The sequence below is a fragment of the Vibrio tubiashii genome (assembly GCF_028551255.1).
Classification (GTDB): domain Bacteria; phylum Pseudomonadota; class Gammaproteobacteria; order Enterobacterales; family Vibrionaceae; genus Vibrio; species Vibrio tubiashii_B.
In genome coordinates this window covers 467,563-487,647 of record NZ_CP117030.1, presented here as the reverse complement: position 1 = coordinate 487,647, position 20,085 = coordinate 467,563, and the positions used below count along the sequence as shown (strand labels likewise).

General features: G+C 44.3%; 25 protein-coding genes. 13 read left to right on the top strand and 12 right to left on the bottom strand.

All coding sequences use genetic code 11. The annotated features are described in order from the left end of the window. The 3 genes from LYZ37_RS17515 to LYZ37_RS17505 are packed head-to-tail and all read right to left on the bottom strand — an operon-like array spanning window position 1 to window position 1,709. Complete coding sequence (locus LYZ37_RS17515) at window positions 1-423, bottom strand: anti-sigma regulatory factor (protein WP_272788126.1); 423 nt, start codon at window positions 421-423, stop codon at window positions 1-3. Continuing rightward, window positions 416-775, bottom strand: a complete 360-nt coding sequence (locus tag LYZ37_RS17510; protein ID WP_272788125.1) for an STAS domain-containing protein — start codon at window positions 773-775, stop codon at window positions 416-418. The genes LYZ37_RS17515 and LYZ37_RS17510 overlap by 8 nt, the downstream gene beginning before the upstream one ends. 19 nt (window positions 776-794) lie before the next feature. Further along, window positions 795-1,709, bottom strand: coding sequence for a protoglobin domain-containing protein (locus tag LYZ37_RS17505; protein ID WP_272788124.1), 915 nt, complete (start codon window positions 1,707-1,709; stop codon window positions 795-797). Window positions 1,710-1,934: 225 nt separating this feature from the next. On the opposite strand from LYZ37_RS17505, the gene LYZ37_RS17500 reads away from it, so the two are divergent. Next, the gene (locus LYZ37_RS17500) at window positions 1,935-3,491 is read left to right on the top strand and encodes a methyl-accepting chemotaxis protein (protein ID WP_272788123.1); all 1,557 of its coding nucleotides are present in this window, start codon (window positions 1,935-1,937) and stop codon (window positions 3,489-3,491) included. 58 nt (window positions 3,492-3,549) lie between these two features. Here the strand turns inward: LYZ37_RS17500 and LYZ37_RS17495 are convergent, their stop codons facing one another. Beyond that, the gene (locus tag LYZ37_RS17495) at window positions 3,550-4,011 is read right to left on the bottom strand and encodes a TetR/AcrR family transcriptional regulator (protein ID WP_004748557.1); all 462 of its coding nucleotides are present in this window, start codon (window positions 4,009-4,011) and stop codon (window positions 3,550-3,552) included. Between the two features lie 484 nt (window positions 4,012-4,495). Between LYZ37_RS17495 and LYZ37_RS17490 the strand changes: the two genes are divergently transcribed. From LYZ37_RS17490 to LYZ37_RS17480, 3 genes are all read left to right on the top strand, one after another. Next, on the top strand, window positions 4,496-4,789 hold the full coding sequence (locus tag LYZ37_RS17490) for a YfcZ/YiiS family protein (RefSeq protein ID WP_004748556.1): 294 nt from the start codon (window positions 4,496-4,498) through the stop codon (window positions 4,787-4,789). Between the two features lie 159 nt (window positions 4,790-4,948). Further along, complete coding sequence (locus LYZ37_RS17485) at window positions 4,949-5,515, top strand: hypothetical protein (RefSeq protein ID WP_272788382.1); 567 nt, start codon at window positions 4,949-4,951, stop codon at window positions 5,513-5,515. Between the two features lie 285 nt (window positions 5,516-5,800). Next, window positions 5,801-6,349, top strand: a complete 549-nt coding sequence (locus tag LYZ37_RS17480) for an MSHA operon transcriptional regulator (protein ID WP_171320750.1) — start codon at window positions 5,801-5,803, stop codon at window positions 6,347-6,349. A 29-nt stretch (window positions 6,350-6,378) separates the two neighbouring features. On the opposite strand, the gene LYZ37_RS17475 is transcribed toward LYZ37_RS17480, so the two are convergent. The 3 genes from LYZ37_RS17475 to LYZ37_RS17465 form a co-directional block, all read right to left on the bottom strand. Further along, entirely contained in the window at window positions 6,379-7,155 is a 777-nt protein-coding gene (locus tag LYZ37_RS17475) for a substrate-binding periplasmic protein (RefSeq protein ID WP_272788122.1), read from the bottom strand. A 74-nt stretch (window positions 7,156-7,229) separates the two neighbouring features. Further along, window positions 7,230-7,475 carry a hypothetical protein gene (locus tag LYZ37_RS17470; protein ID WP_069669160.1) on the bottom strand — a complete coding sequence of 82 codons (246 nt, stop codon included), beginning with the start codon at window positions 7,473-7,475 and terminating at the stop codon, window positions 7,230-7,232. Window positions 7,476-7,573: 98 nt separating this feature from the next. Beyond that, window positions 7,574-8,488 (bottom strand): DMT family transporter, encoded by a 915-nt coding sequence (locus LYZ37_RS17465; protein ID WP_272788121.1) that lies wholly within the window; start codon window positions 8,486-8,488, stop codon window positions 7,574-7,576. A 99-nt stretch (window positions 8,489-8,587) separates the two neighbouring features. Between LYZ37_RS17465 and LYZ37_RS17460 the strand changes: the two genes are divergently transcribed. Continuing rightward, the gene (locus LYZ37_RS17460) at window positions 8,588-10,015 is read left to right on the top strand and encodes an aminotransferase-like domain-containing protein (RefSeq protein ID WP_272788120.1); all 1,428 of its coding nucleotides are present in this window, start codon (window positions 8,588-8,590) and stop codon (window positions 10,013-10,015) included. A gap of 4 nt (window positions 10,016-10,019) precedes the next feature. Then, the gene (locus tag LYZ37_RS17455; RefSeq protein WP_272788119.1) at window positions 10,020-10,571 is read left to right on the top strand and encodes a DUF924 family protein; all 552 of its coding nucleotides are present in this window, start codon (window positions 10,020-10,022) and stop codon (window positions 10,569-10,571) included. A 48-nt stretch (window positions 10,572-10,619) separates the two neighbouring features. Here the strand turns inward: LYZ37_RS17455 and LYZ37_RS17450 are convergent, their stop codons facing one another. The 4 genes from LYZ37_RS17450 to hutW form a co-directional block, all read right to left on the bottom strand. Continuing rightward, window positions 10,620-11,141 (bottom strand): ATP:cob(I)alamin adenosyltransferase, encoded by a 522-nt coding sequence (locus LYZ37_RS17450; protein ID WP_272788118.1) that lies wholly within the window; start codon window positions 11,139-11,141, stop codon window positions 10,620-10,622. A gap of 84 nt (window positions 11,142-11,225) precedes the next feature. Then, window positions 11,226-11,756 (bottom strand): heme utilization protein HutZ, encoded by a 531-nt coding sequence (gene hutZ / locus LYZ37_RS17445; RefSeq protein ID WP_004745628.1) that lies wholly within the window; start codon window positions 11,754-11,756, stop codon window positions 11,226-11,228. A 34-nt stretch (window positions 11,757-11,790) separates the two neighbouring features. Beyond that, entirely contained in the window at window positions 11,791-12,294 is a 504-nt protein-coding gene (gene hutX / locus LYZ37_RS17440) for a heme utilization cystosolic carrier protein HutX (RefSeq protein ID WP_272788117.1), read from the bottom strand. Window positions 12,295-12,305: 11 nt separating this feature from the next. Further along, entirely contained in the window at window positions 12,306-13,676 is a 1,371-nt protein-coding gene (gene hutW / locus LYZ37_RS17435) for a heme anaerobic degradation radical SAM methyltransferase ChuW/HutW (RefSeq protein WP_272788116.1), read from the bottom strand. Between the two features lie 170 nt (window positions 13,677-13,846). Here hutW and LYZ37_RS17430 point away from each other — a divergent pair, with 170 nt between their 5' ends. The 7 genes from LYZ37_RS17430 (at window position 13,847) to LYZ37_RS17400 (ending at window position 19,202) form a co-directional block, all read left to right on the top strand. After that, window positions 13,847-14,599: an energy transducer TonB gene (locus LYZ37_RS17430; protein WP_272788115.1), complete on the top strand. Its 753-nt coding sequence runs from the start codon at window positions 13,847-13,849 to the stop codon at window positions 14,597-14,599. Then, window positions 14,599-15,300: a MotA/TolQ/ExbB proton channel family protein gene (locus LYZ37_RS17425; RefSeq protein WP_272788114.1), complete on the top strand. Its 702-nt coding sequence runs from the start codon at window positions 14,599-14,601 to the stop codon at window positions 15,298-15,300. Before LYZ37_RS17430 ends, LYZ37_RS17425 begins: the two co-directional genes overlap by 1 nt. Continuing rightward, on the top strand, window positions 15,297-15,710 hold the full coding sequence (locus LYZ37_RS17420) for an ExbD/TolR family protein (protein ID WP_272788113.1): 414 nt from the start codon (window positions 15,297-15,299) through the stop codon (window positions 15,708-15,710). The genes LYZ37_RS17425 and LYZ37_RS17420 overlap by 4 nt, the downstream gene beginning before the upstream one ends. An 11-nt stretch (window positions 15,711-15,721) precedes the next feature. Further along, entirely contained in the window at window positions 15,722-16,567 is an 846-nt protein-coding gene (locus LYZ37_RS17415; RefSeq protein ID WP_272788112.1) for a heme/hemin ABC transporter substrate-binding protein, read from the top strand. A gap of 12 nt (window positions 16,568-16,579) precedes the next feature. Then, complete coding sequence (locus LYZ37_RS17410) at window positions 16,580-17,617, top strand: FecCD family ABC transporter permease (protein ID WP_272788111.1); 1,038 nt, start codon at window positions 16,580-16,582, stop codon at window positions 17,615-17,617. Continuing rightward, window positions 17,617-18,399, top strand: coding sequence for a heme ABC transporter ATP-binding protein (locus LYZ37_RS17405; protein WP_272788110.1), 783 nt, complete (start codon window positions 17,617-17,619; stop codon window positions 18,397-18,399). Before LYZ37_RS17410 ends, LYZ37_RS17405 begins: the two co-directional genes overlap by 1 nt. 65 nt (window positions 18,400-18,464) lie before the next feature. Next, on the top strand, window positions 18,465-19,202 hold the full coding sequence (locus LYZ37_RS17400; RefSeq protein WP_272788109.1) for a substrate-binding periplasmic protein: 738 nt from the start codon (window positions 18,465-18,467) through the stop codon (window positions 19,200-19,202). Window positions 19,203-19,205: 3 nt separating this feature from the next. On the opposite strand, the gene ppsR is transcribed toward LYZ37_RS17400, so the two are convergent. Further along, a complete protein-coding gene (gene ppsR / locus LYZ37_RS17395) occupies window positions 19,206-20,039 on the bottom strand; it encodes a posphoenolpyruvate synthetase regulatory kinase/phosphorylase PpsR (RefSeq protein WP_272788108.1) in 834 nt (277 codons plus the stop codon). Between the last annotated feature and the right edge of the window lie 46 nt (window positions 20,040-20,085).

Genomic DNA, 20,085 nt, shown 5'->3' with positions numbered 1-20,085 from the left:
CTAACTTTTCCACTTAGTAATGGTCACCACTGTTCCTTGCTCAGGTGATGACTGAATGTCAAAATCGTCCATCATTCTCACCACACCTGGAAGCCCTAGCCCGAGTGATTGCCCAGTCGAATAGTTGTCCTTCAACGCATTTGTTAAATCGCTAATCCCGTCCCCTGAATCAGAAGCGATAACTTTCAATCCTATATTTAACGAGGTTTCAACATGATGAATAGACACCTCGCCTTCTCCCGCGTATTTCACAATGTTGGTAGCAAGCTCAGAAACAGAAGTCGCCAGCTCGCTGACAATTGGCGCACTGTACCCAAGCTGCTGAGCTATGGTGTACACCGCCATGACGACACCCATTACATCTGACTCTGAATTAACTTGATGGGTTTCTATCACTTTCGCGAATGCTCTGGTATCAATCACTGACGCCTCCTATCAGTTGTAAACCATCATCGATACTCTGAACACAAGGCAGTTGCTCTGTTTGATAGCCTATGTTTACCAATGCCATAGCGATACCAGGTCGTATGCCAACAAACAGGCAACGCCTGCCCATCACTTGTACCGTTTTTACGATGGTAAACAGCTTATCGAAATCAGCTCTGTCTAATGTTTTCACTTCTGATAAGTCAATCAGCACACCACTGATCGAATGGCTGCCGACTTTTTCTAATAAATGAAGGCGAAAGTCATCTAAGATCTCATCGCTCAAATCGACTTGAATTGTTGCGACAAGAACATTTTGTAGCTGACTTATGGAGATTGACTTCTTCATTATTATGCTAAGCCTCAAGCTAAGAGAGTGCTTTTAGTGCCTGTACATTTAACCCCATCATTTCAAACGCATTTTCTAGTGCATCTCTTAAGGTCGCGTTGGTTTGTACCTCACCAACGTTGATTCCAAGCTGAACCATGGTTTGGGCAATGGACGGTGATACACCCGACACTAAGCAATCACAGCCCATCAGTTTGGTCGCTTTGGTTATCTTGATAAAATGATTGGCAACAGCGGTATCAACAACGGCAACGCCTGAGATATCCATAATGAAGATTTTGGCTCGGTGTTCCGATATTTTGTTGAGCACTGCCGACATAATGTCTTGCGCGCGTTTGGAATCAATAATGCCGACAATGGGCAACATCAAGATATCTTGCCACACCATGGTCACTGGCGTAGACATAGCCAAAAGCGCTTCGCTCTGCTCGGCGATGCGGCGATTAATTAGGCGTGAATAGGTATCCACTACGATGGTGGTATCTAAATGAAGCAGCTTGGTAAAAGCGGTCACCAGTGAACTGTACTCGTCACTGTATAAACTTCCGTCGTACATCCTTTTAGTGAAAATAACCATCGAGATATTCATACCTGCGAAGTAGGTAGGTAGGGGCAAACCGACACGGGCGTGTACCTCTCCGACATCACGACGCTGTTTAACGTATTCGTCGTCGACCTTGGCTTTGAAAAACGTACTCCAGTATTCAATTTGCGCACTCTGAACTCGTTTTAACTTTTTATCGTCCGCAAAGAACTGAATATATTCGGGTTGATTTTCCAGCCAGTCATAAAAGTGACCTACATACTCATGTAACTTAGGCAACATGAGATCACCGAACTTTCGGATAAGCGCCAAGTCTGCCTCTGTTAAATCATGCAACTTGAGTAAGCTGTCCGCACTTGTGTATGAACCGACTGACTTATTGTTTGACATCCTTGCTTCCTCACCTTTATTCGTCGCTCTAGGAAAGCTTCAACTAAAGTCTTAATAATTGATTATGCAATTAAGCTTAGACCAGATAATTGACGTGACAAATAACAAAAGAATCAAAAGCAGGGTAAATCTCAGTAATTAGGTCAAGTATTCAATTTGTTCATATACTGAATGGAACTCGGTCGTTAGAAATCGTTTTAGTCAAGGAAGTAATAGGGGTACCTTATGCGCGTAAACCAACCCGTAACTCAAAGGGAAGTCACATATCCACCAGAATACAACCTACTCTCTATAACCAAACCAAGCAGCCATATCACCTATGCTAGTCAAGATTTTTGCGAAGTTGCCGGTTACACATTAGATGAGTTAGTGGGTCAACCACATAACATCGTCCGCCATCCAGACATGCCACCAGCAGCTTTCGAGAACATGTGGGGTTATTTAAAACAAGGTAACTCTTGGATGGGCTTGGTGAAAAATCGCTGCAAAAATGGAGACCACTATTGGGTAGATGCCTTTGCCTCTCCGATTAAAGAAAATGGCAAAACCGTAGAGTATCAATCCGTTCGTTTAGCCCCGAACCGACAGCATGTGAAAAACGCCGAAAAAATATACGCACAGCTCAATCAAGGTAAAACACCCCTACAGCTCAAGCTTCCACGTACACGGTTGTGGCAGCGTATGTCTGCCGTCATGCTTTTGATAGCCCTTCTGACAAGTTTTATCGCTGCGTATTCTCCATTGGCTGCAATCTGGACATTTTTTGTGTTGAGTACGATCACTGCATATACACAGACAAGGCGTTTAGAAACACTTTCAACACAAGCACGCAAAATATTTGATAACCCACTGATGGAACTTGTCTATAACAAACGTGTCGATGACATTTCGGAAATACAACTCGCCCTCAAAATGCGTCAATCAGAAATCAACTCTATTGTTGGACGTATTCAAGACTCCAATCAGCAGATATCTAAAGCTGCGAGCTCTTCGGCGAGAAACTGTGAAACAACGGCAGAGAATTTGGTTGGTCAAACCTCAGAGACCGAGCAAGTTGCCGCTGCCATCAATGAAATGCACTCTACCGCCAATGAGATTGCGCAAAATGCGCAAAGTGCTTCCGACGTCACCGAACAAGCGGGAACCGCAGCGAATGAAGGTAGAGCTTCCGTAACTCAGACGATTGACTCCATCAATGAACTTTCCAAACAGCTAGGCGTTGCTTCTGAGGTTATCCAACAATTGGTTGAACATGGGCGCACCATTGGTGAAGTCTTGATTGTTATCCAAGGTGTGGCTGAGCAAACCAATTTGTTAGCACTCAATGCCGCGATTGAGGCAGCACGCGCGGGCGAACAAGGCCGAGGCTTTGCCGTAGTGGCAGATGAGGTTCGCCAACTGGCACAGCGAAGCCATGAGTCAACAGAAGAGATCCAGAACATCATCAAACTTATTCAAGCTAGCACTGAAAAAGCCGTTCAGGCCATGAATGAAGGTAATCAGCTTTCAGATATTTGTGTCGATTGCGCCAATACCTCTGGGGACAAACTGGATGCCCTTCTTCATCAAGTCACGGATATTTCAGATCGAAACAATCAAATCGCGACCGCGATTGAAGAGATGGCGAGAGTAACCGATGAGATGAACTCAAGCGTTCAGTCAATCAGTGATGTATGTGCTGCAACCAATGTGCTGGCGAGTGACACGAAAGATGAGTGTGAAGGGCTGGTTGACAATTTAGACTCGCAAGGAAAGCTTGTGACCCAATTTAGAAAGCTATAGACAGACTTAGCGCCGCAAGAATCAAAAAAGCCTTCCGAAGAAGGCTTTTAATTTTTGGCTATTGCGCCATTCGAATCAGTGAACGACCAATTAGCCACTCAAGTTCTTTTGCACTACCCTCGCCAAGCTTCTCTTCACAAACCTTGTAAAGGCGCTCGATACCATTGCTGGCAAACTCGTGTGTGCTTTGAGAAGTCACAATGTGGTGGAATAGTAGACGTAGGATCGCACGAAACTCTTCGTTATCTAGCGCAGCAACCCAGCTAGATGAAAATGCGTCCAGTCCGTTTTCGAAATCAACGTGTTCGACAAACATTTTAAAAATGCGACCGTCCAGTGCAGCAGTGAAGTCGGTTTTCTTTGGAAAATGGTGACTAATACCTGTTCTTGATACGCCTGTCTGTTGGCTTAGTGTCGTATACGACATCTTGTCGTAACCGAGTCGTAATAGTTGGTCTACTACCGCATCCATTATCTTCTGGATGGTGATCTCAGTATCTTCTTTACTACGCTTTGGCATGTTTAGGCTCTTCTCTCTGTATATCCGTCTTTAATTATTGACGTCCAATGTCACTAACTTCCGTTTTAGTATCGTACGTCATCTATCAACGTAAAAGACCAAACCACAATTAAACCATACGGCTCATCTAATTGTTGTGTAATGCAAGCTAATTTTCCACAAATAATCATTGATGATATTTATGAAATCAAAGGACGTTATCTTTTTGTTTATATAATATTGAGCGACCGATAATCTTACAATTTGTTAGAGCTTACAACTAACTGAATAGCATTCTGACATGAGAATGACATGAATTTTCGTAATTTATTGATCTAAATCACACTTAGAGACGACCAATTCGGCGTGTTTATAGTTGCGCAAAATTTCAGCAAACAATAGATCATACTGTTATTTTCTCTAAAGTTAGCAGAGTCCTTTTTATGGATTCAGATCTAATTACTGGTTAATATAGCCCTATTATTTGTAAGAGGATTGATTTGAGATGAGCACCGAACCAGAACAAGTATGCGAAGCATGTGGCTGTGCAGGCGAAATGGGTTTCATCATTAAAGAAGGTGATGATGTTGCTGAAGTAACTATCTTTGCAGCTGGCCAAACGCTACTACAAGCAGAACTGGATAAGTATGTTGAGTTAGCCAAGCAAGTTTGTGCAGCTGTTGAATTTGAAGTGTCTCCTATCACTGAAGAGTCGACTGAGTTAACGGCTCGTTTTAAGTTTGAAGTGAGTGCTGAAAAGCTTATCTTTGAACTGAAAACACGCTCTCTAGCGCGATAATCAACTATTTGATTTTTATCTAAAACGGGCTATTCAGCCCGTTTTTTTGTTTCTAGTGGCCAATATCGTTGCACTATTTAAGCCTAGACTTAATATTAGGTATCACTCTTTCAAACTCGTTCGACTATGCTGCGTATTCTGTTTTCAATCTTGTTAGTCATGTTTTCTCTGAATACTCATGCTGTTGCTTTAGATCAGTTTCGCATACTTAACCACCTAGACAATTATGGTAACTTGGATTTGCGCAATAAACCCTATACCGAACTGCCCAGTGGTTTGGTGGTGAAAGGTAACCTAAACATTGCTAAAACCTCGATTAAACGAATTCCCAAAGGCGTCGACATTCAGGGCAGCCTGACTGCGACCAACTGCAGCCTAAGTAAGATAGATAAAGGGGTAACCATTAAAGGTTATGCCAACCTACTTGGCTCCCAGATCGCAAGATGGCCTTCTGGTGTCAAAGTCGGTGGCTATATCAATCTAACAGATACTCCCCTCACCTCGTTACCGCCGAGATTGCGCGTAAAAGGCGATCTCAGCGTAATACGCACTCCGCTTGAAACACTCCCAGAAGGAATCACCATCGATGGCAATCTTTATATCGGCGGCTCGAAGATTACCTCTTTCCCCGATACCATGACAGTTAAAGGCAATATCTTTCTGGGTGGTAACCGTATTTCGAAATGGCCGACAAACTTAACCTTAGGTGGCGCAGTAGCCCCATAGTAGTAGATACACTTTACTGGGTATTGTTTAAGCTATAGTGGCTATGCTTAATGAATTGATACAACTGTTATCGCTCACATATCGCACAGCCAGTCGTTATCATGTATAATCTAACGCTAAAGTAAGCCGCCACAGTTCTGACTTATTATTGACTCAATCCACTAGATTGCACACGCGCTAGTCATTACACTGTGGCAGAATAAAAAACAAGCAATGTCTAAGGCGCTCCGCGTGTTCGCCTTTTTCCCGTCTTCATATTCATAGACGTATAATAGTGTACCTAATATGGAACAAGATAAATTCACCAATATTTATCGATTGCCAACGGCTGTACAGATCCGAATAGGCAAATGGCAGCAGACGTTCAATGGCACTTCTGATCTTGTCATGCACCAAGCAATCGAAGTTAGGAACAAGCAGTACCGAAAGCCTAACTTTTTTCCGTCGGGTTGGAGTGTCCAACTTTTCGATAATAACGATATCTCGATTACCAATCATGGTAAGTACATTCAAACAGCAATGCGCACCATGATGGATCGTAAGGTATCATACAAGCGTATTTACTTATCGAGATTACCGCTAGAAGAAGCAGAACCAGGCTTGATTGCGTTTAAGCAAGAGTGGATTTCAAAGCATAATCGTGTGGCGCGTAAGTACAATCAGATTAAGAAGAAGCAGTTCATCCGCTTCGCTCTTGAAGAAGCAGAGACACTGTACCCTTCGATAGAGAAAGGTGAGTTTGATATTCAGTTATGGAACAAATTGGTGGTTTCTGAATTGGGAAACCCTAAAAAGTTCGACAATCCATACTTTGTCAAAAAAGCCAAAGTCTAAGCTAGTTAGGGCAGCTCAAGCTGTCCTTTTTAGTATTTGTCCAAAATAGCTTGATAGCGGCTATGCCCTGAAGCATCTTTCTTCTTAAGCATGTCTAAACCTTTCTGAAGCTTGTTGACGATCGCCTTATCTGTATTGCGATTGACAGCAAAATACAAGTCCCCTTCTTTAACGACATAAACAGCTTCAAATATGCTTGGGTCTACCCCAGCTTGACGCGACCACCAATAAGCAGCACGGTCAGCATAGACAAGCAGATCGATACGCTTTTTCATTAGTTGTTCAGCCAAAACGGTGACATAAGAGGCCTCTTGCATCGAGTCTCTTGGTATACCCAGTTCTAACAGGCTTTGCTCCCCGATATCATCTCGAATCACTCCAATACGGTACTTCGCCATGTCTAACGGATTATCGATTTGTATATTCGAATCTTTCCTCGCCAAAACAACGACTTTTATATCGACAATTGGTCCGACCCACTGGAATAACTTTTCACGATGCTCGGAGCGAGTCGTTGAAAATAGAATAGAATTTTCATGGGTAAGTACTGTACGGTAAGATCTCGCCCATGGCTGCAACGTCATCTGAGATTGAGTTACAGGTTCTTCAACCAAGGCACTAGCTTCCATTAGTATCTCAACTGCATACCCAGTAATCTGATCGTCTTTGAGAAAATTGGCAGGCGGGTAAGCCTCGGTATAAAACGAGACTTCTCGTAAATCTTTGTCGTTGCTCAATACGCTTGGAGATAACAACCAAACAGCAAGCGCCACAAGCAAGTGGTAAACAGAGATGTTGTGAATCACAATGTTCTCCCCCTAATTGCCATCTAATACTAAAGTTAGTCTAGAGATGACCAGTTCTAAAGGGGGAGATTCAATTAAATTAGACCGTTTCGACTTAAGCCGCGCTTAACACTTGAGCACATTTTACCAAATCGACGAATCTCATCGAACTGTGGAGTGATGCCTCTATCTATCGCAGACTCCCAATAACTCAGCTCAGAGTCGACCATTTCTAACAATTTCTTTGGACAACCGACGCAATTACCTTTAGTGCCACACACAAACGTTTCTGGCGCATAAAGAGGTAAGGTATTTTTTACCTGCTCAATAATGCCTTTCATTGCGGCGACTCGATCTGGTTTTCTACTTTCTTTCACACAAAAAGCTCAAACAACAATAAGGAGCGGGATTATAGATCCCTCACCATATTTGCCAATACCTATAAAGAGTGTGGATGAGTGAGTTTATCTTTTCTTCGCTTAAACAATCTAAACTCCGGCGCTTTGGCAACCAAGTAAACCGCAAGCGCCGCAAAGGCAAAACCAAGCACACCTAGCCCGTCGAAAGATTCGCCAAACATCAACCAAGCTTGGACAGCCGTTGTTGGCGGCACTAGGTAAAAAACAGAAGCCACACTGGATGCCGCCCCATGCTCTACCATATAAAGCAGCAGCAGAATCGCAATACATGACAGAACCACCACCAGCCAAATCATGGTAAGAACAAACGGTAAACTCCAATCGACTTGCATGGATTCAAAACTCGCCGCATAGGGGATAAACAGCAGGCTCGCGGCAAAATACTGAACCGCCGCACTGCCCACCATATCGACGCCTTGGCAGAACTTTTTCTGATACAGAGTCCCAACAGTAATGCCGACCAAAGAGATCAAACAAAGGATGATCGCCGCTGTCTTATGCGTTTCAGATTGCCAATCTACTTTACCCATCAAAACAAGACTTATCCCGACAAAGCCGAGCGCCAGCCCCAACCATTGAGAGGCTTTAAATGACTGCCCTACGAAAACGACTAATATCAGCGCTGTCAGTATTGGCTGTAAACCTACTAGCAGTGAACTCAACCCTGCGGGCATTCCTAGATCAATGGCAAGGTAGGTGCCACCAAGATAGAAACCGTGAATAAGCACCCCTACCACGGCGCAATGCAGCAAAGCTTTACCTGTCGGCAAGCGGCGGCGTAAGAACACAATCAAAACCGCGAACAAGGCGACATTCAACACCATGCGCAAAGAAAGCAATGTCGCAGGCTCGGCATACTGAAGCCCAAACCTTGCACCAACAAAGCCTGAAGCCCAAAGAACTACAAACACAAATGGGATGAGCCGAACTAACATGAACTTTCCTCTGGATCTAATCGCTAATATAGGTTTACTTTAATAGGTACAGAAAAAGCTTAAAGATACAGATTTGGATTATTTATTGGGTACAGATTAATGAATGCGAGTAATAAGTATCTGATGGTTGAACAATACATCAGGCAGAAGATTGATGCAGGCTTGTTAGCAGATGAAGATAAACTCCCTTCAATTCGAGCACTGAGCGATACGTTAACTGTAAGCAAAAACACCGTCATTCGTGCTTATCAAGAGCTGGAAGCTCAAGGAATGATTTATACGGTACCTAAATCGGGTTATCGCGTGTCTGCTCGCACCTCACAAGCGCCAATGGCACATGCGCCCAATAACGTTGATTTGCTTTCGGTTTGCAAAGAGATCCTTACTTACTCACACCAACAGGAGCTCTTAGCGACAGGCTCTGCTCACCCAAATATTGATACGCCTGCGATCAAAAGTCTTTATGCAGAAATAGGTCGCCATAGTCGACGTCAAAGCCATACCCCAAGCCACTATCAACTGCCTCCGGGCAACGAGCTATTGCTCAAACACCTGACCAAGATTAGCCAAGATCTGGGTGTGAATGCAGGCAAAAATGAGATCGCTATTACTCATGGTGCCCAACAGGCAATCAGTTTAGCGCTTCGCGCTTTGACCAAGACAGGTGACATCATTGCGGTTGAGTCACCTTGTTACTTTGGTAACTTACTTTTGATGGAGTCCTTAGGGCTCAAAGTGGTCGAGATTCCAAGCTGCCCGCGTACTGGTATCGATACTCAATCACTGCAAGATGCACTAGATAACTGGGATGTGAAAGCACTGCTTGTCACTCCCAACTTTACCAATCCGACCGGGGCGAGAATGCCTTTAGACAACCGTTTGAAATTGCTTGAAGTAACAGGCTCTATTCCCATCATTGAGGATGATGTTTTTGGTGCACTTGCATTTGATGATGGGATCCCGCCACTGAAAACCCTTGATACGCAAGATCGGGTTATCTATGTAAATTCGCTTTCTAAGATGCTTGATTCCCGCTTGCGCATCGGCTGGATTCTGGCAGGGCAATATCAAGCGAAAATAGAAAAATTCCTCATGTGTGACAACATGGGCAGCCTGAATCTAATGCAATCTGCCGTAGCTGAATTCCTCGGTTCTGGCAAGTACCGGCAGCACGTGCAACGCATGCAGCGCTTGTACCAAAATAACACTAAGCTGTTTTACCAAAAGCTAAGCAGTAGCCTCAACCAGTACCCGAGTTTAAACGGTAAGTTTAAACTACTCTTGCCGCAAGGTTCGTTTTTACTCTGGCTCGCGTTACCCAATGGTTTCGATAGTAGTGCTTTGTATCAGCAAACAAAATCACTAGGAATCAGCATTTTACCCGGTACCATTTTTGATACCTCAGGGCAATACTCTCATTGCATCCGCTTTAGCTGCTCCAACTTTTTATCGAACCCAGATTGGAAACTTGGGGTTGAAAAGCTCACCACTCTTATCCATCATCAACTAACCTCATCACAAGGATAGAATTATGAGTACACTTCCCAATGCAACAGACGTTCTGAATTTTTGGTTTAACGAGTTAGAGCCAAAAGACTGGTTTGTCAGCAGCTCAGAGTTAGATAAGACAATCACATCTCGTTTTGGTGATTTACTTAAAAGTGCCGCCCAGAGTGAACTGTTCACGTGGAGAGACTCTAGCCAAGGACGACTCGCTGAAATCATTGTGTTAGACCAGTTTTCTCGCAATATCTATCGCAACACTCCTAAGGCCTTTGCCCAAGATCCTTTGGCGCTCGCCCTCGCACAAGAGGCGATTTCACTAGGGCTAGATCAAGAGTTAGAAACCAAGCAAAGAAGCTTTCTCTATATGCCGTTTATGCACAGCGAGTCAGCGATCATCCATCAGCAAGCGGTTGAGCTGTTTAACGTGGCGGGAATGGAAAGCAATTATGAGTTTGAACTGAAGCATAAGGTGATTATTGACAGATTTGGACGTTATCCACATCGCAATGACATTCTTGGACGATCTAGCACTCCTGAAGAAACAGAGTTCCTTACACAGCCTGGCTCTAGCTTCTAACAATGTGGGGGCAGTTTAACCCCCTACTCTTACCTTTATAATGCAGGTTTAGTAACTGCGGCTAACAAACTCGACTTCATCCACTTCATGAAGCAAATTGGTGTAAGAAGCCAATGTATACATCACGTTAGCGAGTAAGTTAGCGTAGCGGAATAGAATTGGCGCTGGAGACTTTTTACCTGAATGTTCAACCGCAACCAAGGCGCGGACTATTTTCTTCGCCTGAGTTCGGCATAGATGGAGCTCTGCAGAAATAGGATGACCGCCGGGAAGGACAAAACCTCGAAAACCGCCATCTAAGTTATCTCGCAACAGGTTATAGTCTTGATAGAGCTCTTGGAGTTGCTGCTCATCAATCGCTAATTTACCTCGAACGGAACCATTCAAGTGATAAACGTTCGGCTGCACGCGGCTTAAAATATCGCGGCACAATGCGTCTAATTCCATCGTTAACACGAGACCGATTCGACTACACAGTTCATCGGCGGCAATTTCAAAATCACACACTGGGCTATCTTCATAGATAAACGGGTAGCAGATCTCTCCATGCTCTTTACTTACAGGGCGCATAATAAATCCTTAGCAAAAATAAAGGAGCCAATGTGGCTCCTTTGAATAGAATTAGCTTACTAGGCTCTAAAACTTAAAACAAATTTAAGCGTTTGATACCTTTTTATGCCCTTCTTCTAGGTGAACAAAATCTACTAAATCATCACCTGACACTTGATATGCTTGACCAAAACCTTTTACAAACAGACCTTTGTCGGCTTTAAGGTTGAATAGAACGAAGTCTTGCAACTGGCTTAGACCGTCGATGATTTCACCGAAACGCCCCTGCATTTGTGCCACAACTTGAGTCCACTGCTCAGTATCACGCTCTACGACAGAAGCGACTGCATCAAACGTTAAACGCTTACGAGCAAATAGCTGCTTAGAGGTGTCTTCGTCTTCAATCATCATGATCGAAACATTTGGGTTTACCTGCAGGTTACGCGCATGACGAGCGATTTCAGAAATAAGAACAAAATAGCCATCTTGGTTTTGCACATATGGTGCATAGCTTACGTTTGGACGTCCGTTTTCGTCGACTGTCGCCAGTTGCAGAGTACGTCGCTCTTGGCGAAACTCTTTAATTTCCGGTTCTAGACGTCCTTGAAGGCGTTCTTGTTTAACTTGTTGATCCATGTTGAGGCTCCTAACTTTCTCTTATTATTCTGAATTACTTTTTAAACTCTTGCTGCCATTGTTTGAATGTCGCTACCTGCGATTCAATCAATTCACGCTTTTCATTACGACCTAGGTAGATCTTAAATATGTTGTTTCCCGCTTCACAGAAGAAACCAAAGTAGTGGCTTTCTCTACCCATGAAAGGTTTACTCACTAAAGCAATGTTCTTAACATTATCTATCTTCAGATGGCCGTGTAGTTCGCCTTCACGTCCCATCAAGTTATAGTAACCACGAGCAACTTTTCCTTTAGGAAACGGTGCTTTTACTTCAAAGATTGAACCAAAAGAATGAACAATTGTAGTAACAGGGCCGAATCCAACTAAGCTCTCTAAGATATGCTGAGCTTGTTCTCCATCCACCAAAGCAATCATTTCTTCAGGTAAGGCCGCTACCGCTTCAAACTCAGAGACATTGAGTTTCTCAGCAATTGCTGCGGGTAGTAGAGTGGGTTCTTGCTCGATAAGCTGAGCAACCTGCTGTTTTAGTGCTTCCATAGTTTTTCCATTTACATCGCGACTGATTCGAGCGCGTTTTTTTCTTGATACGTTGGCTGTAGTACTTGAATACAAGCTTGAGCGAGGCTTACTGCCCAAAATTGCCCAGCCAAAGTTAATGAGAGATAATCGCCTTCAATTTGAACTAGCCCTTTTTCTTGCCAGTTGTGGAATAAAGGTAATAAGAAATCAAATGAGGATAGTCCTAAAAATTTAGGCATTGCTGCCCGCGATAATACACCGCGGTCAAAACCTGATTTCAGGACAGAAAAAATCGGTTCCAATGCGTGCTGCTTAGTCATCATCGCGACTAATGAGTCACCAGATTTCATAGCTATCATGTAGGTTTCTAGTGTTCGATGGTTCATCATACCGTAGCCACCGATGTTGCCGCCTGCCCCGCAGCCAATAGGTAATACCTCAGCATAGGTTTTTGCTAACGAGTTGTACTGGCTGCGTTCACGGTTATCTCTAGCCCAATGGTTAACGCTTAGCTGTCGCATGTGATGCTTTCGCATGAATTCTGAACCTAGCTGGTACATTGATGCTTTGTCAGGTGTCGTTGCTGGTGCGGGGATCTTTCCTTTCTCGACTAGATTCAACATTGGAGCGTTACCACCAACCACTAACTGGTATAAATCTAACCCGTGAGCACCTGTCGCCATAAAGTCGTTCAGATCTTGCTCAAACACCTCTAAGGTTTGGTAAGGTAAGCCATAGAGTAAGTCTAAAATTATTGGCGCTTGATCAGTGGCACTTAAGGAGCTCACACGTTCCAGTACTGCTTCTCGATCATCGAGACGTTTCGCACTGCGTCGAACCTGCGTATTGAAGCTCTGAATACCAAATGAAAACCGGTTAAAACCACCCTCTAAAGCGCGCTCAAATGTTTCATCACTAAAGCGGTTAATTCCTCCTTCTAGAGTGATCTCACAATCAGTCGATAGAGGGAAATGCGCTCGAACGGCTTTACCCAATCGCTCGATTTGCTCCGCCGACAGATCGGTGGGCGTCCCCCCACCAATATAAACCGCATGGAAGGTTCCAGATTGGGTCCAAGGCATTGCTGCTTTGTGCTTAATTTCAACCATCAAGGCTTCGAAATAGTCATCAACAAGCTTTCGGCTAGCAGCATTTTGGAAAAAGTTACAAAAGGTACAGCGAACTCGACAAAAAGGAATGTGAATGTATAAGCAGCGCTTATCATTTTTTTCCCCTTGTGAGGCATAGAGTCTATTTAATACTTCGGCTTTCTGCTCAGGCAATAAAGGGGCTGCCATACCTCCTGCATGAGGGGAGGACTTTTTGGCAAAAGCAAAGCGAAGTGGATCTGGCGTATCTGTCGCCAAAATTGATTCATCAAATTTATAAATATCTAGCATTTCATAAATCTCTCAGCGCTTGTCAGCTCTAGCCTCACGCTAAATTCTTAAAAACTGGAAACGATCATAAATTGGCGCTAATGATAATGCAATTGATAATTGATCTTATTTGCATTGTAGGTAATAATTCTAATCCGTCTGGTCACCGATATGAATCATGGAGAACTCAAGTGAACGTCAAGCGATACACCATTGCAGGTAGCATTTCGTTAGCTATCCACGCTGCGTTCGTGTTCGTTGCACAAGAGCCAAAAGCCTTTGCAATGCCTGCCGGGGCACAATCAAGTTCTGTGTCGATTAATTTTAAAGCAGTCGCGACGCCGCCTGCCACACCAGTAGAACAACCGGTAACACAGTCACAGCCAAAAGCTGAACCAGAACCGACTAAAGAACAAGTGACTCCGCCTGAGCCCCAAAAGGTCATAAAACAACCTAAACCAGTCGAAAAAAAAGTCGTCAAGAAAAAGCCCAAGGTAGAAAAAAAGGTCACCAAAGCGAAACCTGTACCTAAAAAACAACCTGTGGCTAACCAACCAAAAGAGAAACCCGCGCAAAAGGTCGTTGAAAAAAAGCAAGCGCCTAAGCAACACGAATCAAAAGCCCAGCCAGAGCTGGTTAATCAAGGGGCAAGCTCTCAACCTGTAATGGTCACTAGGCCATCGTTTCTCACTCGTCCTTCTGCTCCCAAGTATCCGCGATTGGCGAGAAAACGCGGCATTGAAGGCATCGCCCTTTATGAAATTTGGCTAGATGAGGATGGCAAACAAGTTAAACAAGTCCTTATCTCATCTTCAGGCACTGACATGCTTGATAAATCAGCACTCGCAGCAATCAAGAAGTGGCGATTCTCACCCCACTCTGTCGATGGGCAAAAAATGGCTCATCGTGTTCAAATCCCTGTTCGTTTTAAGTTGGATCGATAATGGAACAATTACAACAATTGCAACAACAATTAGGTCTTATGGCTTGGCCATTGATCATCTGCTCAGCACTCACATTAATGATTATTGCCGAGCGTCTTTTTCAAGTCATGATTAGCCTAGGTGTTGGCAAACGAGCCATTCGTAGCGAACTAAAGCAGATTAGCCCAACTGACAGCCATCAAATCGAGGCGTTGGCAGAAAAACTATCACCTCGCCGACCTTTGCTCTACAAAGGTGTAGCCATGCTGCTTGCTCACCACTCATTTTCTAAAGCTCTGCGTGAAGACGCAGCAGGTATGTGGTTACAAGAAAAACGCCACCAGCTTAATTCAGGATTGAGACTCCTGACTCTGATTGGGGTGATTAGCCCACTGATTGGCTTACTGGGAACAGTGTTAGGTCTGATAGAGATGTTTAAAGGCGTCGCGGCCTCGACCGGCAACATTACCCCTAATGACCTAGCCGACGGACTTGGCTTGGCAATGAGAACCACAGCCGCAGGTCTTCTTATTGCACTACCTGCGATTGCCGGAGCCCAACTTCTCGGCTTGTGGGCCGATAAAGTCATGGCGAAATTAGAGCACACTCTTAACTACGTAAACCTATGGTTGGAAGGTATTAGCCTTCAACATGTCTCACCAGATAACGCTTTGACCACAATAAAGCCCTCCGCGAACTTAACCACTGAGGCGAGTTCATGATCAAGGTTAAGCAGGAAGAAAATCGCTTCGGCTTGACCCCTGATCTTACGCCTCTGCTCGATATTATTTTTATCGTCATGGTGTTTTTGATGCTCACCGCGGCAGTAAAGCTCGACTCACTTGAAGTTGACCTGCCGACTACTGACTCGCAAGTAGTGTCAGAGGTGGATACTAAATCTCTAACCGTCAATATCTTGGAGGCAGAACCTCACTGGGCAATTGATGGAAAAGAATACATAGACTGGGAGAATTTCACCCTAGCTTTACTGGAAGAATATAAATCTAACAAACAGCCCATCGTGATAGGTGCAGATAAAACAGCCGAAGTTCAACACCTAGTGAAGTTGCTCGCCTTTTTGCAAGAAAACGGTATTCAAGCGACACAGCTACTCACGGAAGAAACTAAATAATCGAGTTCAACATGTATAAAAAAGCCCTTATAAAAACCGTAACCGCCCTTTCTTTATCGTTAATGGCTTCAACATCAATCGCAAGCGAAAGAATTGTCAGTGCAGGAAGTGCCGTTACAGAATTGCTTATCGCTTTAAATCAGCAGGAGAAGCTGGTCGCAGTTGACGTAACTAGCGAACTACCAGGATCATTGCAGCTGCCGAAAATAGGTTATCACCGACGTTTATCAGCAGAAGGTCTTTTAGCTCTCGGCCCAAATCGCTTGATTGGCTCGGATGAGATGGGGCCAGAGACGGCTCTCAGCCAGCTTCGCTCAGCAGGTGTTGAAGTTGATATCGTCAATACAAAACCGACTCCAGAAGGTCTTCTTGAACGTATTGATGAAATCGCCGCACTCACTCAAGCAGAGCAGCAAGCAAGCGAGTTGAAAAAGCAAGTAACCGAGCAGATTGCTAGTTTAGAAAAGAACAAATCTCGGCAAAAATCAGCGAAGAAAGTGCTGTTCCTACTTATCCACGAAGGAAGACCTGCCAACGTCGCCGGACGCGATACCACCCCTAACGCGATTATTGAACTCGCAGGTGGTGTTAACCCAGCCGCTAGCCAGTTAAGTTCATACAAACCGCTTTCTACCGAAGCTATGGTCGAAATGCAGCCAGACATTATTTTGGTCAGCGGGCGAAGCTATAACAAACTGGGTGGTGCTGACGAAATATTGAAGAAAATGCCAATGCTCGCGGCAACTCCAGCAGGACAGAACAAGCAATTTATTCAAATTGATGGTCACGCATTAGTCGGCGGACTTGGACTAAAAAGCCTGTCTGAAGCTGAGCGCTTAGGCCAGCTTCTGAAATAACGAGTCACTACTATGCTTTTACGCCGTCTGCCGCTTAGCGCTGCTGTTGCCATATATGGTATTGCCTTGGTTGTTACTGCGATCAGTTCCGTCACTGTTGGCCCTATGAACATTGGCTTTTGGGAAAGTGTCCAAAGCCTTATGTTTCGTTCAGAACAGTTAGCCCCACATGTGAATTTGGTTATCCATGAAATACGCTTTCCACGCACTATCTTATGCATGTTGGTAGGCGCAATACTCGCTATCTGTGGCACTGTGATGCAAGGTTTGTTTCGCAACCCCCTTGCTGAACCCGGTATTATCGGTGTCTCAGCAGGTGCATCATTAGGGGCTGCGTTAGCTATCGTTCTGTTTGCTGACCTTAGCGAACAATACCCTCAATTTATGAACTTAGCCGCTGTGCCTATATTCGCCTTTCTTGGTGGTGCATTGACGACTGTTCTTGTCTATAAGTTAGGCACAAGCAAGATGGGCACGTCTGTGACTATCATGCTGTTAGCCGGTGTGGCGATTAGTGCTCTATCGGGTGCGGGAATCGGTTACATGAACTTTAGAGCTGATGACCAAATGCTGCGCGACTTATCCCTCTGGTCAATGGGCTCGTTAGCAGGTGCAAATTGGACCAGCATCATCTTATGTGCGATCACGCTGGTTTTATTGATGATCATATTTGTGCGTAAGGCGATGTCACTGAACGCTCTTTTGCTAGGCGAAGCGGAAGCCAACCATCTGGGCATTCCTGTACAGCGCTTGAAGCGTCAGCTGATTCTGTTAACCGCTGTTGGCGTTGGTGTCACTGTGAGTGTTTCTGGCATGATTGGCTTTATCGGCTTGGTCATCCCTCACTTAGGTAGAATGCTATCGGGCCCAGATCACCGAACCCTATTACCAATCTCGGCACTGATGGGCGCTTTATTGCTTACGTTTGCCGATATGTTCTCTCGTGTTGCCGTCGCTCCTGCAGAGTTGCCTGTAGGTATTGTTACAGCACTCATCGGTGCGCCTTTCTTCATCTATCTACTCTTCAAGCAAAAAGGAAAAATCATCTGATGAGTAAAGTCGTTTTATCAGGTAAGCATATTTCCATGAAGTTCGGCGCTCGCAAGGTACTGGATGATATTAATGTCGATATTCGAGCCGGAGAAGTCACTACACTTCTAGGTCCTAATGGTGCAGGCAAAAGTACATTGCTTAAACTGCTTTGCGGAGAAATACCGTCACGCTGTAACATTCACTATTTCAACCAGCCGCGAGAGCAATGGAAAACAGCGGACTTGGCTAAGCACCTCGGAATGCTGCCACAACACAGTACATTGAGTTTCCCATTTCTTGCCCATGAAGTGGTTGAGCTTGGGGCGATTCCTTTAAATGTGCCAAACAAGTCTGCACAAAAGCTCGCGAATAAGTATATGGAGATGACGGACGTCACTCACTTAAGTGACCGTTTGTACCCATCACTGTCTGGCGGTGAGAAACAGCGTCTTCATTTGGCTCGCGTTCTTGTTCAGCTTGATCAGGCAGGCGAAAATAAGATCTTAATGCTTGATGAGCCAACCTCCGCGTTAGACTTAGCCCACCAGCACAATACGTTGAAGATTGCGCGCAAATTAGCCGATGAACACGATACTGCCATTATTGTCGTGCTGCATGATTTGAACTTAGCCGCTCAATACTCAGATCGATTAATCGTGCTTCATGATGGCAAGTTAGTTTGCGATGACGCGCCGTGGAAAGCTCTGCAACCGGAGATGATTAAACGTGTTTACGGTTATGACTCCATTGTTGCACCGCACCCTACGCTCGACTTCCCTCTCATTTATCCAGCCGCTTAGGTAATTTAGAAGGGTCAGAGAACCTTGGCTATACTCAAGTTATCGTGCTTGAGAGGCGCTATAAGATGGTTCGGATCACTGGCCCTTTGATTATTGTTGTTAGCTTGTTACTCAGTTTTGGGGGACTCGCTGCCCCTCAAGATAACCTTCCTCATATCCGTGTCTGTGGAGATGCCATCGACTGGCCGCCTTATACCTATGTACTGAACGACAAAGCACGAGGCTATGATGTCGACATATTGGAAGAAGTCTTTACCCAGCAAGGTTTAAGCTACGATATCACCATGACCTCTTGGTCACGATGCCTACGCGGGGCAAAAAATGGGGAATTCGACTTAGCCCTTAGTGCCTCTTTTAATGAGCAGAGAAATAAAGACTATCTTTACACAGATTGGTACTACTCCATTACGCCTCACTATGTCTATTCCAAAACACGTTTTCCTGACGGTTTGAGAATCTCTGATGTCCAGGAGCTTACCCAGTTCAAAGTCTGCGGAAATCATGGTTACAATTACTCCGACTTTGGGTTAGGAGATATAAAACGTGTAGGAAACTCTATAAATGAATGTATAGAAAAGGTAAAGCAAGGCGAATGCGATATCTACCTCAACTGGGAGGAAATCCTATACGCAATTAAAGAGATGTGGGGGATAGACCTAATAACGGATGAGTTAGTTTCTGTCGCCGTTCCTGAAATGAAACCACACAAGTTCTACATGCTTATATCACGTAAATTAGAGCAAAGGCATGAGCTAAAACAGTATTTAGATCAACACCTTCGCACTATTCGACAACGAGAGTAATCGCTATAAAAGTCTTCTTCTTAGCCCTGTTTTCTCTAGCACCCTAGTCGAGATCTCTTCGACCGATAGAGAAGAGGTATTGATATAAGGAATCGCCTCACGGCGGAACAAAGACTCTACCGTTTGCAGCTCGTGTAAACATTGTTCGTTACTAGCGTATTCACTACCGGCTAATCGGTTTTCGCGTATTTCTGTCAATCTCTCTGGATTAATAGTTAATCCAAATAGCTTGTGACGATGAATCTCAAACTCGGGCAATAGCCTCATGCGCTTCAAGTCGTCATCGATAAATGGATAATTGACCACGCGTAAACCAAACTGCATCGCCATATATAAGCTGGTAGGTGTCTTACCACTTCGAGAAACCCCCAGTAAGATGATGTCCGCCTCTTCCAGCCCCTTTAGGGTAATTCCATCATCATGCGCCAAGGTATATTCAATCGCGGCGATTCGGTCAAAGTACTTATCAGAATCGCGTCCTACACTGCGCGAACGCTGCAACTTCGGTTTCGGCTGCATCTGAATATCATCTTGTACTTTCTGAACAATACTCTCTAACACGTCGTAGCCATATGAGTTCGAATCTAGCAAGCGCTGACGAAACTCAGGAATAACGATGGAGAAAAACACCAACGGTTTTATGCCACTTCTTTGGTATGAAGTTTCAATTTCTTTTATCAGGTCAGATAATTTGTCTTCGCTTTCAATGAAAGGAAAGGTTTTCTCATTAGCTTTAAACGGGAATTGACCCAGAACAACGTGCCCTAATGTTTCACATGTTATAGCCGTTCCGTCAGAAACATAGAATACATCACGACTTTGAATATCAATTTGCATTTTTTTTTAAACTTTAAAATTCTTTTGAGTAGGATAGTAGCCATAA

Bases quoted from the DNA above. Each gene is read 5' to 3' on its own strand.
- LYZ37_RS17510 (WP_272788125.1), bottom strand. From the start codon at position 775: ATGAAGAAGTCAATCTCCATAAGTCAGCTACAAAATGTTCTTGTCGCA.
- LYZ37_RS17505 (WP_272788124.1), bottom strand. From the start codon at position 1,709: ATGTCAAACAATAAGTCAGTCGGTTCATACACAAGTGCGGACAGCTTA.
- LYZ37_RS17500 (WP_272788123.1), top strand. From the start codon at position 1,935: ATGCGCGTAAACCAACCCGTAACTCAAAGGGAAGTCACATATCCACCA.
- LYZ37_RS17495 (WP_004748557.1), bottom strand. From the start codon at position 4,011: ATGCCAAAGCGTAGTAAAGAAGATACTGAGATCACCATCCAGAAGATA.
- LYZ37_RS17490 (WP_004748556.1), top strand. From the start codon at position 4,496: ATGAGCACCGAACCAGAACAAGTATGCGAAGCATGTGGCTGTGCAGGC.
- LYZ37_RS17485 (WP_272788382.1), top strand. From the start codon at position 4,949: ATGTTTTCTCTGAATACTCATGCTGTTGCTTTAGATCAGTTTCGCATA.
- LYZ37_RS17480 (WP_171320750.1), top strand. From the start codon at position 5,801: ATGGAACAAGATAAATTCACCAATATTTATCGATTGCCAACGGCTGTA.
- LYZ37_RS17470 (WP_069669160.1), bottom strand. From the start codon at position 7,475: ATGAAAGGCATTATTGAGCAGGTAAAAAATACCTTACCTCTTTATGCG.
- LYZ37_RS17465 (WP_272788121.1), bottom strand. From the start codon at position 8,488: ATGTTAGTTCGGCTCATCCCATTTGTGTTTGTAGTTCTTTGGGCTTCA.
- LYZ37_RS17460 (WP_272788120.1), top strand. From the start codon at position 8,588: ATGAATGCGAGTAATAAGTATCTGATGGTTGAACAATACATCAGGCAG.
- LYZ37_RS17455 (WP_272788119.1), top strand. From the start codon at position 10,020: ATGAGTACACTTCCCAATGCAACAGACGTTCTGAATTTTTGGTTTAAC.
- LYZ37_RS17450 (WP_272788118.1), bottom strand. From the start codon at position 11,141: ATGCGCCCTGTAAGTAAAGAGCATGGAGAGATCTGCTACCCGTTTATC.
- hutZ (WP_004745628.1), bottom strand. From the start codon at position 11,756: ATGGATCAACAAGTTAAACAAGAACGCCTTCAAGGACGTCTAGAACCG.
- hutX (WP_272788117.1), bottom strand. From the start codon at position 12,294: ATGGAAGCACTAAAACAGCAGGTTGCTCAGCTTATCGAGCAAGAACCC.
- hutW (WP_272788116.1), bottom strand. From the start codon at position 13,676: ATGCTAGATATTTATAAATTTGATGAATCAATTTTGGCGACAGATACG.
- LYZ37_RS17425 (WP_272788114.1), top strand. From the start codon at position 14,599: ATGGAACAATTACAACAATTGCAACAACAATTAGGTCTTATGGCTTGG.
- LYZ37_RS17420 (WP_272788113.1), top strand. From the start codon at position 15,297: ATGATCAAGGTTAAGCAGGAAGAAAATCGCTTCGGCTTGACCCCTGAT.
- LYZ37_RS17415 (WP_272788112.1), top strand. From the start codon at position 15,722: ATGTATAAAAAAGCCCTTATAAAAACCGTAACCGCCCTTTCTTTATCG.
- LYZ37_RS17410 (WP_272788111.1), top strand. From the start codon at position 16,580: ATGCTTTTACGCCGTCTGCCGCTTAGCGCTGCTGTTGCCATATATGGT.
- LYZ37_RS17405 (WP_272788110.1), top strand. From the start codon at position 17,617: ATGAGTAAAGTCGTTTTATCAGGTAAGCATATTTCCATGAAGTTCGGC.
- LYZ37_RS17400 (WP_272788109.1), top strand. From the start codon at position 18,465: ATGGTTCGGATCACTGGCCCTTTGATTATTGTTGTTAGCTTGTTACTC.
- ppsR (WP_272788108.1), bottom strand. From the start codon at position 20,039: ATGCAAATTGATATTCAAAGTCGTGATGTATTCTATGTTTCTGACGGA.